13 protein-coding genes are annotated in these 14,357 nt (G+C 65.9%); 6 read left to right on the top strand and 7 right to left on the bottom strand.

The annotated features are described in order from the left end of the window. Nucleotides 1-19 precede the first annotated feature (19 nt). Nucleotides 20-1,156: a zinc-binding dehydrogenase gene (locus N2603_RS21450; RefSeq protein ID WP_260423920.1), complete on the bottom strand. Its 1,137-nt coding sequence runs from the start codon at nt 1,154-1,156 to the stop codon at nt 20-22. A gap of 34 nt (nt 1,157-1,190) precedes the next feature. Beyond that, on the bottom strand, nt 1,191-2,474 hold the full coding sequence (eno, locus tag N2603_RS21445; RefSeq protein WP_260423919.1) for a phosphopyruvate hydratase: 1,284 nt from the start codon (nt 2,472-2,474) through the stop codon (nt 1,191-1,193). A 174-nt stretch (nt 2,475-2,648) separates the two neighbouring features. On the opposite strand from eno, the gene N2603_RS21440 reads away from it, so the two are divergent. Genes N2603_RS21440 through N2603_RS21430 form a run of 3 tightly spaced genes read left to right on the top strand, consistent with a single transcriptional unit; the run spans nt 2,649 to nt 4,944 of the window. After that, nucleotides 2,649-3,626, top strand: a complete 978-nt coding sequence (locus N2603_RS21440; protein ID WP_260423918.1) for a Vgb family protein — start codon at nt 2,649-2,651, stop codon at nt 3,624-3,626. A 51-nt stretch (nt 3,627-3,677) separates the two neighbouring features. Then, a complete protein-coding gene (gene queF / locus N2603_RS21435) occupies nt 3,678-4,130 on the top strand; it encodes a preQ(1) synthase (RefSeq protein WP_035666153.1) in 453 nt (150 codons plus the stop codon). Nucleotides 4,131-4,146: 16 nt separating this feature from the next. Beyond that, on the top strand, nt 4,147-4,944 hold the full coding sequence (locus tag N2603_RS21430; RefSeq protein ID WP_260423917.1) for a substrate-binding domain-containing protein: 798 nt from the start codon (nt 4,147-4,149) through the stop codon (nt 4,942-4,944). Between the two features lie 167 nt (nt 4,945-5,111). Here N2603_RS21430 and glsA read toward each other — a convergent pair whose 3' ends face one another. The 4 genes from glsA to N2603_RS21410 all read right to left on the bottom strand — a co-directional run bounded on the left by glsA (nt 5,112) and on the right by N2603_RS21410 (nt 9,601). Beyond that, nucleotides 5,112-6,938, bottom strand: coding sequence for a glutaminase A (gene glsA / locus N2603_RS21425; protein WP_260423916.1), 1,827 nt, complete (start codon nt 6,936-6,938; stop codon nt 5,112-5,114). Between the two features lie 157 nt (nt 6,939-7,095). Continuing rightward, nucleotides 7,096-8,301 carry an MFS transporter gene (locus N2603_RS21420; RefSeq protein WP_260423915.1) on the bottom strand — a complete coding sequence of 402 codons (1,206 nt, stop codon included), beginning with the start codon at nt 8,299-8,301 and terminating at the stop codon, nt 7,096-7,098. Then, nucleotides 8,301-9,149: a 3-deoxy-8-phosphooctulonate synthase gene (gene kdsA / locus N2603_RS21415; RefSeq protein WP_260423914.1), complete on the bottom strand. Its 849-nt coding sequence runs from the start codon at nt 9,147-9,149 to the stop codon at nt 8,301-8,303. The genes N2603_RS21420 and kdsA overlap by 1 nt, the downstream gene beginning before the upstream one ends. A 125-nt stretch (nt 9,150-9,274) precedes the next feature. Further along, nucleotides 9,275-9,601 (bottom strand): NIPSNAP family protein, encoded by a 327-nt coding sequence (locus N2603_RS21410; RefSeq protein ID WP_018642257.1) that lies wholly within the window; start codon nt 9,599-9,601, stop codon nt 9,275-9,277. A gap of 196 nt (nt 9,602-9,797) precedes the next feature. On the opposite strand from N2603_RS21410, the gene N2603_RS21405 reads away from it, so the two are divergent. From N2603_RS21405 to N2603_RS21395, 3 genes are all read left to right on the top strand, one after another. Then, complete coding sequence (locus N2603_RS21405; RefSeq protein WP_260423913.1) at nt 9,798-10,475, top strand: response regulator; 678 nt, start codon at nt 9,798-9,800, stop codon at nt 10,473-10,475. A gap of 10 nt (nt 10,476-10,485) precedes the next feature. Then, a complete protein-coding gene (locus N2603_RS21400; protein WP_260423912.1) occupies nt 10,486-11,862 on the top strand; it encodes a sensor histidine kinase in 1,377 nt (458 codons plus the stop codon). A 112-nt stretch (nt 11,863-11,974) separates the two neighbouring features. Then, nucleotides 11,975-12,637 (top strand): class I SAM-dependent methyltransferase, encoded by a 663-nt coding sequence (locus N2603_RS21395; RefSeq protein ID WP_260423911.1) that lies wholly within the window; start codon nt 11,975-11,977, stop codon nt 12,635-12,637. A 5-nt stretch (nt 12,638-12,642) separates the two neighbouring features. On the opposite strand, the gene N2603_RS21390 is transcribed toward N2603_RS21395, so the two are convergent. After that, on the bottom strand, nt 12,643-14,274 hold the full coding sequence (locus N2603_RS21390; RefSeq protein ID WP_260423910.1) for a CTP synthase: 1,632 nt from the start codon (nt 14,272-14,274) through the stop codon (nt 12,643-12,645). Nucleotides 14,275-14,357: the final 83 nt, after the last annotated feature.

Raw genomic sequence — 14,357 nt, 5'->3', positions numbered from 1 at the left:
GCCTGGACGCCGCCGCGCGTCACGACTTGTTCGGGTTGATGAGGAATTTTTCGCCGGTGGCGCGTTTGGCGTACGCCGCGATGTTGGCGGGATCGAGTGCCTCGGAAAGCGACACCACCTTGGTGTAGTGGCTGGCGAAGGTGGTCTTCAGTTCATTGACGACACGCTGGCGCAGCCGTCCGATATCGGCCGGACCGATCTTCTGGAGGAACGGGGTCAGCAGCCATCCGCCGACGCCCCAGGCCATGCCGAAGCCGCGCGGCAGCTCGATCGGACGGATGTCGAGCGCGCCGTAGACATAGACCTGCTTGTGCACGCTGGAGCCGTAGCGGCTATATTCCTTGGCGGTCTTGTTGATTGCGATTTCCATGCAGTTGAGGATGTCGCCGGCAAGCTTGCCGCCGCCGATGGCGTCGAAGGCGATGGTGGCGCCGGTCTCGACCAAGGCGGCCGTGAGATCGTCGAGGAAGCTCGGCACGCTGGAATCGACGACGTATTTGGCGCCGATCTTCTTCAGGATCTCCGCCTGCTCCTTGCTGCGCACGATGTTGACGAGCGGGATGCCGTCCGCAATGCAGATCTTGTTCAGCATCTGCCCGAGATTGGAGGCGGCCGCGGTGTGCACCAGGGCCTTATGGCCCTCGCGCCGCATCGTCTCGGTCATGCCGAGCGCGGTGAGCGGATTGACGAACCAGGACGCGCCCTCCGCCGCCGTGGTGCCCTCGGGCAGCGGCTGGCAATCCCTGACCTTCATCGTCCGGTACTGCGAATACATGGCGCCGCCGATCATCGCGACGGTCTTGCCCATCAGCGCCTTCGCGGCATCCGACGAGCCGGTCTTGATGACGACGCCGGCGCCTTCATTGCCGACCGGCAGGGACTGGTCGAGCCGCGCGCCCATCGCGCGCATCGCGCCGTCAGGCACCTTTGCGGTGATGACGGGCGCATCCTTCGTGCCCGAGGCCTTGGCGGTGCTCATGTCGGCGGCGCCGACGAGCAGGCCGAGGTCGGACGGGTTGATCGGCGCCGCCTCGACGCGGACGACGACCTCGTCGTCCGCGGGCTCGGGGGTCGGCACGTCGACGAGCGAGATCTCGAGCTCGCCGCTCTTCTTGATCAGCGAACGCAGTTGCAGTCCGGTCTTGCCGTCGCTCATGTCGATCCTCCCCTGTGTTTGCTAAGGCGCTGGCTTATGCCAGCGCCTTCAGTGCCGCCTTGCCGCCGTAGAGCGCTTGCTTGCCGAGCTGCTGCTCGATGCGCAGGAGCTGGTTGTATTTGGCGGTGCGGTCGGAACGCGCAAGGGAGCCGGTCTTGATCTGACCGCAATTGGTGGCGACCGCAAGATCGGCGATGGTGGAATCCTCAGTCTCGCCGGAGCGGTGCGACATCACCGAGGTGTAACCGTTCTTGTGCGCCATCTCGACGGCGGCGAGCGTCTCGGTCAGCGTGCCGATCTGGTTGACCTTGATCAGGATCGAGTTGGCGCGGCCGGCCTTGATGCCTTCGGCGAGGCGCTTGACGTTGGTGACGAACAGATCGTCGCCGACGAGCTGGCACTTCTTGCCGATGAGGTCGGTGAGCTCCTTCCAGCCGTCCATGTCGTCTTCCGACATGCCGTCCTCGATGGTCACGATCGGATAGCGCGAGACGAGATCACCGAGATACTTGGCCTGCTCGGAGATCGAGCGGGTCTTGCCCTCGCCTTCATAGACGTATTTGCCGTCCTTGAAGAACTCGGTCGACGCGCAGTCGAGGCCGAGCACGATGTCGGTGCCCGCCTTGAAGCCGGCCTTGCCGATCGCGTTCATGACGAATTCGAGCGCGGCGTCAGCCGACGGCAGGTTCGGGGCGAAGCCGCCCTCGTCGCCGACATTGGTGTTGTGTCCGGCCTTCTTCAGCTCCGACTTCAGCGTGTGGAAGACTTCCGCGCCGTAGCGCAGGCCCTCGGCGAAGGACGAGGCGCCGACGGGCAGGATCATGAACTCCTGGAAGTCGATCGGGTTGTCAGCATGCACGCCGCCATTGATGATGTTCATCATCGGCACCGGCAACAGCCGCGCCGAGGTGCCGCCGACGTAACGATAGAGCGGCATGTCGAGCGAGTTCGCGGCGGCCTTGGCGCAGGCCAGCGACACGCCGAGGATGGCGTTGGCGCCCAGCCGGCTCTTGTTCGGCGTGCCGTCGAGCTCGATCATGATCTGATCGATCTGCGCCTGCTGCTCGACATCGAGGCCGCTCAGGGCCTCGAAGATCTCGCCGTTGACGGCTCCGACCGCCTTGGTGACACCCTTGCCGAGATAGCGGGCCTTGTCGCCGTCGCGCAGTTCCACCGCCTCATGGGCGCCGGTCGAGGCACCCGACGGCACGGCGGCGCGGCCGAGCGCGCCATCTTCCAGCACGACGTCGACCTCGACGGTGGGATTGCCCCGGCTATCGAGAATTTCGCGGCCGATGATGTCGATGATGGCGGTCATGATGTGCACTTCCGTTCGTTAGAGCTGATCGGTGCCGCGGGTCTTACACGGGCCGCAAGCAAATGTGAACGCTTGGGCGCCCGGCTTCGGCTGACGCGTGAAGCACCCGAGACTAAGCTTGAGAACATCGGGTCTGCGCGTCCATCCTCAATCCCAAGGAGTCGAGGTAACGCCATGAATCGCCGCCAGTTTCTTGCTTCGAGCGCCGCCGTCCTTGCCGCCCGCCCAAGCCTTGCGCAGGAGGCCTCGTTCCGGACAAAATATTTCCCGATCAGCGCCGGCATTGGCTTGCACGATCTCACGCCCGCCCCTGACGGCACGGTCTGGTTCACCGCTCAGGGCAAGGGCCTGCTCGGCAGGCTCGATCCCCGGGATGGCAGTTTCAAGACGGTCGGCCTCGGCCAGGGCGCCGCCCCGCACGGTGTGACGATCGGCCCCGACGGCGCCCCCTGGATCACGGAAGGCGGCCAGAACGCGATCGCGCGGGTCGATCCCGGCGATCTCAAGGTCGCGCTGTTCCGCCTGCCGGAAAAGTTCGCCTCCGCTAATCTCAACACCGGCGTGTTCGACAAGACAGGTACCTACTGGTTCACCGGCCAGTCCGGATATTACGGCCGCCTCGCGCCGAAATCGGGCGAGATGAACGTATTCAAGGCACCGAAGGGGATCGGGCCCTACGGCATCACGGTGACCCCCAAGGGCGATGTCTGGTACGCCTCGCTCGCCGGCAGCCATATCGCCAGGATCGACCTTGCGACGGGCAGCGCCCATGTCGTCGAGCCGCCGACGCCAAACCAGGGCGCGCGACGGGTCTGGTCGGATTCGAACAGCCGTATCTGGGTCAGCGAGTGGAATAGCGGCCACGCGTCCGTGCACGATCCCGCCGACGGATCCTGGAAGACATGGAAGCTGCCGGGCGAGCGTCCCCGCACCTACGCGGTCTATGTCGACGACAAGGACAAGGTGTGGCTGACGGATTTTTCGGCCAATGCCATCGTGCGTTTCGATCCCGCCACCGAGAAGTTCACCGTCTTCGCCAGCGACAAGGCCAACGCCAATGTCCGCCAGCTCGACGGCCGTCCGGGCGAGCTGTGGGGCTGCGAGTCCGGCAACGACCGGATCGTCATGATCCAGACGACCGCCTCGGGTTGACGACGGCCGCGATTACGTCCATCCCGGCATCCGTAACAGGATGTGACGACGATGGCGAAAAAATCCCTCCAGCTCGGCCGCGCGGTCGAGTGGCCGCACACACCGGACGAAGCCCAGCTCGACCGCGTGCCCAATCCGCAAGCCGGCACGGACTATCTGGTGCGCTTCACGGTGCCTGAATTCACCTCGCTCTGCCCGGTCACGGGCCAGCCGGATTTCGCGCATCTGATGATCGACTACGCGCCCGGCCAATGGCTGCTGGAGTCGAAGTCGCTGAAACTCTACATCGCGAGCTTCCGCAACCACGGCGCCTTCCACGAGGATTGCACCGTGATGATCGGCAAGCGCATCGCGAGCGAGATCAAGCCGAAGTGGTTGCGCATCGGTGGCTACTGGTATCCGCGCGGCGGCATCCCGATCGACGTGTTCTGGCAGACCGGCCGCGTGCCGAAGGGCCTGTGGGTGCCCGAGCAAGGCGTCGCGCCCTATCGCGGGCGGGGCTAATGGGAGAAGAACAACAATGAAAACGATGTCAGCAACATTCCGCAACGTCGCCCTGGGCGTTCTGGGCGCCCTATGGCTCACCGGCGCCTCCGATGCTGCCGAGGTCCGGGTGATGATCTCGGGCGGATTGACGGCGGCCTACAAGGCGCTCGTGCCGGAGTTCGAGAAAGCCACCGGCAACAAGGTGCTGACGGAATATGGGCCGTCGATGGGGACCACCACCAACGCGATTCCCGTGCGGCTCGAACGCGGTGAACCGGCCGACGTCCTGATCATGGTGGGTTACGCCCTCAACGATCTCGCGAGCAAGGGCAAGGTCGTTGCCGGCAGCCAGGTCGATCTCACCAAATCGCCGATCGGGATCGCCGTGAAATCGGGCGCGCCGAAGCCGGACATCAGCTCGGTCGACGCGGTCAAGCGCGCGCTGCTGGCGGCGAAGACGATCGCCTATTCGGACAGCGCCAGCGGCGTCTACGTCTCGACCGAGATGTTCGACAAGCTCGGCATTGCCGACGTCATGAAGGACAAGGCGCGCAAGATTCCGGCAACGCCGGTCGGCGAGATCGTCGCGCACGGCGAGGCCGAACTCGGCTTTCAGCAGATCAGCGAATTGAAGCCCGTGAAGGGCATCGACATCGTCGGACCACTGCCGAACGAATTGCAGAAGATCACGATCTTCTCGGCCGGGATCGCGGCCGGTTCGAAGGAGCCCGAGGCTGGCCGCGCCTTGATCAACTTCCTCGCCTCGCCCGCCGCACGCGAAGCGATCATCGCGAGCGGGATGGAGCCGATCGCGGCTGGTGGAACGAACTGAGGCACCAGCCCCTCGCTCATGTCCCGGACGCGGTGCAGCGTGAAGCGCTACGCCGCTGAGCCGGGACCCACCACCACGAATTCTGGACCTGGATCAGCAACGCACCACGCCGCAAGTGCGGCGCGCGGCGCTGCATCCGCGGAACGAACAACGATGTCTCGGTGTAATCAGTACGCGCTGAGCAGATCGACCTTCGCATTGGCCGCGACCAGCCGCCGCGCCAGGATGGCCGCGAGATTGCGCATGATCTTCAGCGACGTCTCCGGGTGCACGCGGCGGTAGTCGGCAAAGCTGTCGAGCGGCAGTTCGAGGCAGGTGACGGGCGTATCGGCGAGAACGTCGGCGCTGCGGCTTTGCTCCAGCATCGCCATCTCGCCGAACTCCATGCCGGGGCCGAGAGACGCGAGCCGCACGCCGCTGCGCAGCTTCACGCTGACCATCCCGCTCTGGAGAAAGAACAGCGAATTGGCGGGCTCGCCGGCGGCGATGATGCGCTGGCCGGCCGCGTAGTGCCGCGTGGTCGACAGCTTGACGATCGCGGCGATCTCGTCGGCGTCGAGTTCGGCGAGCAGCGCCTGCTCGCCGAAATGCGCGCTCTCCTTGACGTCGGTGAAGCCGCCGAAGCGGTAGATCACCTGGTCCTCGGCCCATTCGATGGCATCATCGAGCAGCGGAAAACGGCGCAGCCGCCGCGGCTCGGCCGTGCGCGCGGCGATCGCGCTCCACACCGCCGAGTTCTCCTCGAAGCCGGACAGAACGGCGGTGACGCCGGCATTGCCGAGCGCGGTCAGCGTCTCGCCGAGCAGCTCCGCGCCGGCCGCGGTGATGTCGGGGACGCGGCGGAAATCAATGATCAGGAGCGGCGCATTCGGCGGCTCGCTGGTGAGCCTTCGCGTGACGTAGTCGATCGTGCCGAAATTCATCGCGCCGACCAGCTCGAGCACGCGGATGTCGCTGTGGCGCTCGTCGAGGATCTGCTGCTCGTGCGGCTGGCGGCTGCGGCGCGAAGAGATGCCGTAGACGTCGTAATCCGCCATGATGCTGGTGCGCACGTCCGCGTTGCGGTTGAGCATGTGCAGGTCGAACCGCGCCGACAGCGCCTCGCAGACCTTCAGGCCGCGCACGCTGTTGAAGTGATTGTCGAGCAGCGGGGAGAAGGTGCCGAGCCCGAGCTGCGAGGGCAGCGCCGCGACGATGCCGCCGCCGACGCCGCTCTTGGCGGGGATGCCGACGCGATAGGTCCACTCACCGGCATAATCGTACATGCCCGAGCTCGTCATCACCGACAGCGTGCGCGCGACGATGTTCGGCGTGATGACCTGGACGCCCGTGACCGGATTGATGCCGCGATTGGCGAGCGTTGCCGCCATCACGGCGAGGTCGCGCGCGGTGACCAGGATCGCGCATTGGCGGAAATAGACGTCGAGCACGGCGTCAACGTCGTCGGGCAGCACCGCATAATTCCGCAGCAGCCAGGCGATCGCACGGTTGCGATTGCCGGTCGCGGTCTCCGAGGCATGCACGGCCTCGTCGACGCCGAGCTCGCGGCCGGCAAACTGGCTGAGCTTGGCGCGGACACGCTCGAAAGCGCCCTTCCCGTCCGCCTCGTAGATCAGGCCCGAGCAGGCGATGGCGCCGGCATTGACCATCGGATTGAAAGGACGGTTGTCGTTGGTGAGCCGGATCGAGTTGAAGGCTTCGCCGCTCGGCTCGACGCCGATGGTGGCCGCGACGCGCGCCTCACCGACCATCTCCAGCGCCAGCGCGAAGACGAAGGCTTTGGACACCGACTGGATCGTGAACGGCACATCGCTGTCGCCGACCTCGTAGACGTGGCCGTCGATGGTGACGAGCGCGATGCCGAAATGATCGGGATTGGCGCGCTTCAGCTCGGGGATGTAGTCGGCGAGCTCGCCGGAATTGTCGGTCCGGAATTCGGCGTGGCAGTCGGTGAGGAAACGCCGCAGCGGTGGCCTGGTAGGATAACCGGTCATGCGGGGCGTGCTGGCTGCGTTGGCGGAACGGCTGGTCTGGGCGTCCACGATCTCACACCTCGATTTGCCCAGAATAAAAGCAATTCGTGTGCCATGTATACGTTGCCGGGGGTGTCATGGTGCGGGACGACGCCCGGCTTACGTCCGCGAATGGACTTCAGCGCGCGTCGGAGGGTGCCCGCGGCTTGAGCAGCCGGGCGCAGACGAGGCCCAGCACCACCATGATCGCGGCGCTCGTGAGCAAGGTCGCAACCTTGCCGGCATGCTGCAGCCCGAAGCCGTAGGCGAGCGGGCCGACCGTCTGTCCCATGAAGAAGAAGAACGAATGCAGCGACAGCGCGGTCGCGCGCGCCTCCACCGACAGCTCGCTGGCGAAGACCTGCAGACAGCCATGGGCGATGTAAAAGCCCCAGCCCATCACGATGAGGTTCAGCGCCTGCACCTCCCAGCGCGGGCCAAAGGCCACGGCGATGAGCTGTGAGGCCACCAGCGTCATGCCCGCGATCATCATTCTCTTCATGCCCAGCCAGGGCAGCAGGCGCGACACCGTCAGCGTGTAGAACAGGCCGCCGACCGCAAAGCCCGCGATGACGATACCGGCGATCGACAGCGACGTCTGCCCGAGATCGAACAGGAACGAAGCGATGTAGGGAAACAGGCCGAGCACGCAGCAGCCTTCGATGAAAACGGCCGAGTAGCACACATAGGCATTGGGATTGGTGAAGATGGTGCGATAGCCCGCCTTCAGCGCGGACAGGCTTGTCTTCGGCGGATGCTTGACCTTCGCGCCACGAAAGCCGGCGGCGACCGCGATCGAGGCGACGATGACGAGCACGCCGAGGACCGCCAGCACGCCGCGCCATCCGAGGAAATCGCCGATCAGGCCGGACGCCGAGGCGCCGAGCAGATTGCCGGTCATGGCCCCGGCGAGCGTGCGGCTGATCGCGACCTGGCGCTTCTCCGGCCCGACCAGATCGCTGGTCAGGCTCAACGCCACCGGAAACACGCCGCCGGAGCCGATGCCTGCGAGGATGCGCGTGGCAAACAGCACCGAGAACGAGGTCGAGAGCGCGCCCAGGATGTTGGCAAGGCCCAGCAACGCCAGGCATGCGATCATCAGCCGCGTCTTGCCGAACAGATCGGCCGCGGCGCCGATCACCGGCTGGATGATCGAGAAGGTGAAGGCGAACACGGCGGCAAAGCCCGCCGCGGCCGCGATGCTGACGCCGAAATCCTCTGCGACATGCGGCAGCACCGGATCGAGCGCGCGCGCCGAGAGCGCTGCTGCGAAGCTTGCTCCGGAAATGACATAGAGCGCTGCCGGCAAGCCGTGATCGTGCGGCCCCGCCTCGCCGTGCTGCATCAGCGCGGGTTCTTTGCGAGCGCGTCGAACGCCATCAGCCTGGCGATCAGCCCCTCGAACTCGCGCAGCGGTACCATGTTGGGACCGTCGGAGGGCGCACGATCGGGATCGGGATGGGTCTCGATGAAGACGCCGGCAACGCCGACCGCGACAGCCGCGCGCGCCAGCACCGGCACGAATTCGCGCTCGCCGCCGGAGGACGTGCCTTTCCCGCCCGGTTGCTGCACCGAGTGGGTGGCGTCGAAGATCACGGGCGCGCCGGTGGTGCGCGCCAGGATCGGCAGCGCACGCATGTCGGAGACCAGCGTGTTGTAGCCGAAGGAGGCACCGCGCTCGGTGACGAGCACGTTGGGATTGTTGGCGCTGGTGATCTTGGTCACGACATTGGCCATGTCCCAGGGCGCCAGGAACTGTCCCTTCTTGACGTTGACGACCTTGCCGGTCGCAGCCGCCGCCAGCAGCAGATCGGTCTGCCGGCACAGGAAGGCCGGGATCTGCAGGATGTCCACGGCCTGCGCCACCTCGGCGCATTGCGTGGCCTCGTGCACGTCGGTCAGGACAGGCAGGCCGAGCGAGGATCGGATTTCGGCGAAGATCGGCAGCGACTGCGCCAAGCCCAGCCCGCGCGCCGCCGACGCGCTGGTACGGTTGGCCTTGTCGAACGAGGTCTTGTAGACGAGGCCGACGTTCAGCCGCGCCGCGATCTCCTTCAGCGCGGAGGCCACCTCCAGCGCATGCTGGCGGCTTTCGAGCTGGCAGGGTCCGGCAATGATCGCAATCGGCAGATCATTGCCGAATTTGACCCTGCCGATGGTGACGACTGGCGCAGCTGAATTCGAAGAGCTCAAGGCAAATCCCTCGTTTCGGCGCGACCATAGCCCCCATGAGTGTCGGATCAACCCCATTCGGCCCGGGCCGTCCGAATATCAGGGTTGCGCCGGGGCTCCCGGCGCCGCCCTTGCGTTGCAGGTTCCTACTTCACCGCCGAGAAGGCAGTCGGCGTCAGGAGCTGGCTGACGATATTGCCGACGATCTGGCCATCCGCTTCGCTCTCGGCGCGTGCTTTCATCCAGTCCGGATCAGTCATGAACTTGCCCCACTTCGTCTCGCGCTCGGCAAGCGAATCCCAGGCCAGGAAATAGGTCAGCTCCTGGTTGGATTCGCCGATCAGCGTGGTGAAGAACCCGGCTTGCTTGATGCCGTGCTTCTCCCACAACTTCAGCGTCACCGTCTCGAACCGCTTCAAAAGCGCCGGCAGGCGGCCGGGCACGCAGCGATAGACGCGCATTTCGTAGATCATTCATGTCCTCCCTGAACAGGTCCGGCGGTTATAGCGGCTCGCCCCGACGGTGTCTTGAGCCAGGCCCGACCGGCCCTGTGGCGTTCTGCGCATGGCTTGAAAGCTTCTGCCGAACCGCGCGCCGTCAGGCTCCCGCAATGCTGCCGCAATGATCGGGCCGCTACAAAGGCTCAGTTGCGGTTGAGGTGGCTGTCACATGCGGATTTTGCTGGTCGAGGATGAAGCGGAAATGGCCGGCGCGCTGGCCTCGGCGCTGAAGCGCTACGACATGGTGGTGGACCATGCGCCGACACTCGCCGAGGCGGAGGAGGCCATTTCCGCCGACGTCCATGCCGCGGTCCTGCTCGACCGCCAGCTTCCTGACGGCGACGGCCTCACCTTGATCCCAAAGCTCCGCGCACGCGCCGACGGTGTGCCGATCATCGTCCTCACCGCGCGGGGCGAGCTCGCCGACCGCATCGCCGGGCTCGACAGCGGCGCCGACGACTATCTGGCCAAACCGTTTGCGGTCGAGGAGCTGCTGGCGCGGCTGCGCGCCGTGCTGCGGCGGCCCGCGGGCCTCTCACCCGAAATCATCCGTGCCGGCCGCCTCGCCTTCGACCTCGGCCATCGCGAAGCCAGCATCGGCGGCGAGCCGTTCGAGCTGCCCCGCCGCGAGCTGCTGGTGCTCGAAGCCTTGATCCGCCGCATGGGCCGGACCGTGCTGCGCTCGGCGCTCGAAGAGGCGGTCTACAATTTCGACGACGAGATCCAGTCCAACGCGCTGGATACGCATATCTCGCGGCTGCGGCGAAAGCTCGCGGACGCCGACGCTGGGATCGAGATCCACGGCATTCGCGGCGTCGGCTATCTCCTCAAGAGGCTGCCAGCCTGAAGAAGCTAACATGAGCAAACACGACGATCCCTATTGCCTGCGCTCGCGCTTGAGCTGGCGCCTGCTCTCGCTTCAGGCCGCGATCCTGGTCGCGCTGGTTGCCGTCGTCCTGGCCGGGCTTTGCGCCTCCGGCCTCGTGCTGGCCGAGCGCGACGAGGACCGCGTCATCGATGTCGTGCAGCGCGCGCTCACGCGCGAGGCGCAAGGTGGACTGGCCTTGCGCCCGACGGCCGAGCTGCAGCAGTTGCGCAGCGAGACGCCGGACCTCTGGTTCCTGGTCCGCGACAAGCAGGGACATTCGCTCAGCGAAGGCACCGTGCCGGCCGAATTCGCTGCGATCGGCGGTGGCCTCGACCAGATCAGCCAGGCGCGGCTCGGCTGGCAGATGTTCGAGGACGATCCGCGCAAGCCGGCGGCGCGGATGAAGCGGGTCGACACCGATGCGGGCAACGTGCAGGTCATCACGGCGACACAAGGACGTCTGACCGGCGCCAAGGCGCTGTTCACGACATCCCTTGCGTTCCTCGGCATCGCCCTGCCCGGCCTTCTGCTGATGGGAACGGCGACGTTCATTGCGACGCCGATGATCGTGCAGCGCGCCTTCAGGGGGCTCGATAGCGCAGCGGACGAGGCGCGGCGCATCGACATTCATCAGCGCGGCGCGCGGCTTCCGGTGGAACGGATTCCGCTGGAGGTCGTGCCGCTCGTGACCGCGATCAACGACGCGCTGGCGCGGCTCGATCAGGGCTATGCCCGCCACAAGCGCTTCGTTGCGGACGCCGCGCACGAGCTGCGCACGCCGATCGCGATCCTGAACACGCGGCTGGAGTCGCTTAGGCCCGGACCGGACAAGACCCGCCTGCTGGAGGATGCGGCGCGGCTGGCGACGCTCGCCGAGCAATTGCTCGATATCCAGCGGCTCGACCGCTGCGGCCATCCGTTCACGCGCGTCAATCTCGTCGCCGTTGCGCAAAGCGTCGCCGCCGATCTCGCGCCGCTGGCGATTGCGGCCGGCTACGAGCTGGCCCTCGATGCGCCGGCGACACCGCTCGAGACGATTGGCGATGCGGCAGCGCTTGAGCGCGCGCTCACCAACCTCGTGCAGAATGCGATCCAGCACGGCCCGCGCCGCGGCACGATCGGGATTCGCCTCAACAAGCCCGCGAGCATCGAGGTCACCGACGAAGGCGCCGGCATTCCCGCCGGTCAGCGCGAGCAGATCTTCGAGCCGTTCTACCGGCTGACGCCACTCGATCGTGGGGCCGGCCTCGGCCTCAACATGGTGCGCGAGATCGTGCAGTTGCATGGCGGCCACGTCTCGGTGGCGGACGGACCCGATGGCGGCGCCTGTTTCCGGATCACGCTGCCGGAAGTGCGGCAGAGCTGACTCAATTCGCATTCGCGCTCGACAGCGCAATGCTCTCGCAATGCGCTCCCGTGACACTGCATCCGTCTCACCTCTGATCTCAAGAGGTGCAAACCAAGATGCCGGAGTGCGCATGCCCAACGATTTTCTTTCGTTTTTCATGTCCTGGATGTCGTCCCCGCGCCGGGTCGGCGCGATCGCACCATCGGGTGCGGCGCTCGCCGATCTCATCACGCGTGAGATCAGTGCAACGACGGGTCCGATTCTCGAGCTCGGTCCCGGCACCGGCGCGTTCACCTACAAGCTGCTCAAACGCGGCGTCCGTCCGCAGGACCTCACGCTGATCGAATACGGCTCCGACTTCATGAAGCTCCTGCAGATGCGCTTTCCCGGATCGCGCGTGCTCTGGATGGACGCAGGCCGTCTTGCGACCGAGCGCCTTTACGACGGCGCCCCCGTCGGCGCGGTCGTGAGCGGCCTGCCGCTGCTCAACATGTCGAGGCGCAAGGTCATCTCGATCCTCAGCGGCGCGTTCAGCTATGTCCGCCCCGGAGGCGCCTTCTACCAGTTCACCTATGGCGTGAGCTGTCCGATCCCGCGGCCCGTGCTTGACCGGCTGGGCCTGCGCGCAAAGCTGGTGGATCGCGCCCTGCTGAACGTGCCGCCCGCTGCCGTCTACCGGCTGACGCGGCGGCCCCAGATGAAGCTGATCACGGGATCGCTCGCGCCTGAATCGTCAACGCGGGTCGCGCTGGCGCCCATGCATCACGCGCGCGACTACTCCGCCGCGCGCTGAAGCCGTCAGACCAGCCGGCTCTGCACCATCGCCGCCTGAATGAACGAGGCAAACAGCGGATGCGGCTCGAACGGCCGCGACTTCAGCTCGGGGTGGAACTGGACGCCGATGAACCAGGGATGATCCTCGTACTCGACGATCTCAGGCAGCACGCCATCGGGCGACAACCCTGAGAATTTCAGGCCATGCTGCTCGAGGCGATCCTTGTAGGCGGTGTTGACTTCGTAGCGGTGGCGGTGGCGCTCGGATATCTCGGTCGCGCCGCCATAGACCTGCGAGACGCGGCTGCCGCGGTTGAGCGCGGCGGGATAGGCGCCAAGCCGCATCGTGCCGCCGAGATCGCCGGCCTGCGAGCGCTTCTCGAGCTCGTTGCCACGCAGCCATTCCGTCATCAAGCCGACCAGGGGCTCCTTGGTCGGGCCGAACTCGGTGGAGTTGGCGTCCTCGATGCCGACGAGATTTCGCGCGGCCTCGATCACCGCCATCTGCATGCCGAAGCAGATGCCGAAATACGGCACGTCGCGCTCGCGCGCGAACTGCGCCGCCCTGATCTTGCCCTCCGCGCCGCGCTGGCCGAATCCGCCCGGCACCAGGATGCCGTTGACGTGCTCGAGGAACGGCGCCGGATCCTCCTTCTCGAAGATCTCGCTCTCGATCCAGTCGAGGTTGACCTTCACCTTGTTGGCGATGCCGCCATGCGAGAGCGCCTCGATCAGCGACTTGTACGCATCCTTCATGCCGGTGTACTTGCCGACGATGGCGATGGTGACGTTGCCTTCGGGATTGCGCACGCGCTCGTTGATCTGCTGCCAGCTGCGCAGCTCGGGTGGAATCCGCGAGCCGATGCCGAAGGCGGCGAGCACTTCGTCGTCGAGGCCCGCGTTGTGGTAGGCCTCAGGCACGGCATAGATGTTGTCGACGTCGCGCGCCTCGATCACGGCGCTTTCGCGCACGTTGCAGAACAGGCCGAGCTTGCGGCGCTCTTCCTTCGGAATCTCGCGATCGGTGCGGCAGAGCAGGATGTCCGGCTGGATGCCGATCGAGCGCAGCTCCTTCACGGAGTGCTGCGTCGGCTTGGTCTTCAATTCGCCGGCGCTCGGGATATAGGGCAGCAGTGTGAGGTGGATATAGACGGCGTGATCGCGCGGCAGCTCGTTCTTGAGCTGGCGGATCGCCTCGAAGAACGGCAGGCCCTCGATATCGCCAACGGTGCCGCCGATCTCGACCAGCACGAAGTCGTAATCGTCATTGCCGTCGAGGACGAACTCCTTGATGGCGTTGGTGACGTGCGGAACCACCTGGATGGTCGCGCCGAGATAATCGCCGCGGCGCTCCTTGGTGATGATGTCCTGGTAGATGCGCCCCGTCGTGATGTTGTCGGCCTTGGTCGCCGGCCGGCCGGTGAAGCGCTCGTAGTGACCGAGATCGAGATCGGTCTCCGCGCCGTCATCGGTCACGAACACTTCGCCGTGCTGATACGGCGACATCGTCCCGGGATCGAGGTTGAGGTAGGGGTCGAGCTTGCGGAGGCGGACCTTGTGGCCCCGGGCCTGCAGCAGGGCACCGAGTGCCGCTGAAGCCAGACCCTTGCCGAGCGAAGAAACCACGCCGCCGGTGATGAATATGTACCGCGCCATGGGACTTAACCTCTAATCCCTCGAATTCGATTCGCCAAAGCGATTCGTATTCCGCCCCAAAGATTTTGCGGGCCTGTGGGTGA

It is taken from the genome of Bradyrhizobium huanghuaihaiense (assembly GCF_025200885.1).
Classification (GTDB): Bacteria; Pseudomonadota; Alphaproteobacteria; order Rhizobiales; family Xanthobacteraceae; genus Bradyrhizobium; species Bradyrhizobium huanghuaihaiense.
This window is presented reverse-complemented; position numbering and strand designations above follow the sequence as displayed.

What these genes read in the sequence shown, in the direction of transcription:
- N2603_RS21440 (WP_260423918.1), top strand. Translation starts at nt 2,649, where the DNA reads ATGAATCGCCGCCAGTTTCTTGCTTCGAGCGCCGCCGTCCTTGCCGCC.
- glsA (WP_260423916.1), bottom strand. Translation starts at nt 6,938, where the DNA reads ATGACCGGTTATCCTACCAGGCCACCGCTGCGGCGTTTCCTCACCGAC.
- queF (WP_035666153.1), top strand. Translation starts at nt 3,678, where the DNA reads ATGGCGAAAAAATCCCTCCAGCTCGGCCGCGCGGTCGAGTGGCCGCAC.
- eno (WP_260423919.1), bottom strand. Translation starts at nt 2,474, where the DNA reads ATGACCGCCATCATCGACATCATCGGCCGCGAAATTCTCGATAGCCGG.
- N2603_RS21395 (WP_260423911.1), top strand. Translation starts at nt 11,975, where the DNA reads ATGCCCAACGATTTTCTTTCGTTTTTCATGTCCTGGATGTCGTCCCCG.
- N2603_RS21405 (WP_260423913.1), top strand. Translation starts at nt 9,798, where the DNA reads ATGCGGATTTTGCTGGTCGAGGATGAAGCGGAAATGGCCGGCGCGCTG.
- N2603_RS21390 (WP_260423910.1), bottom strand. Translation starts at nt 14,274, where the DNA reads ATGGCGCGGTACATATTCATCACCGGCGGCGTGGTTTCTTCGCTCGGC.
- N2603_RS21410 (WP_018642257.1), bottom strand. Translation starts at nt 9,601, where the DNA reads ATGATCTACGAAATGCGCGTCTATCGCTGCGTGCCCGGCCGCCTGCCG.
- N2603_RS21420 (WP_260423915.1), bottom strand. Translation starts at nt 8,301, where the DNA reads ATGCAGCACGGCGAGGCGGGGCCGCACGATCACGGCTTGCCGGCAGCG.
- N2603_RS21400 (WP_260423912.1), top strand. Translation starts at nt 10,486, where the DNA reads ATGAGCAAACACGACGATCCCTATTGCCTGCGCTCGCGCTTGAGCTGG.
- N2603_RS21430 (WP_260423917.1), top strand. Translation starts at nt 4,147, where the DNA reads ATGAAAACGATGTCAGCAACATTCCGCAACGTCGCCCTGGGCGTTCTG.
- N2603_RS21450 (WP_260423920.1), bottom strand. Translation starts at nt 1,156, where the DNA reads ATGAGCGACGGCAAGACCGGACTGCAACTGCGTTCGCTGATCAAGAAG.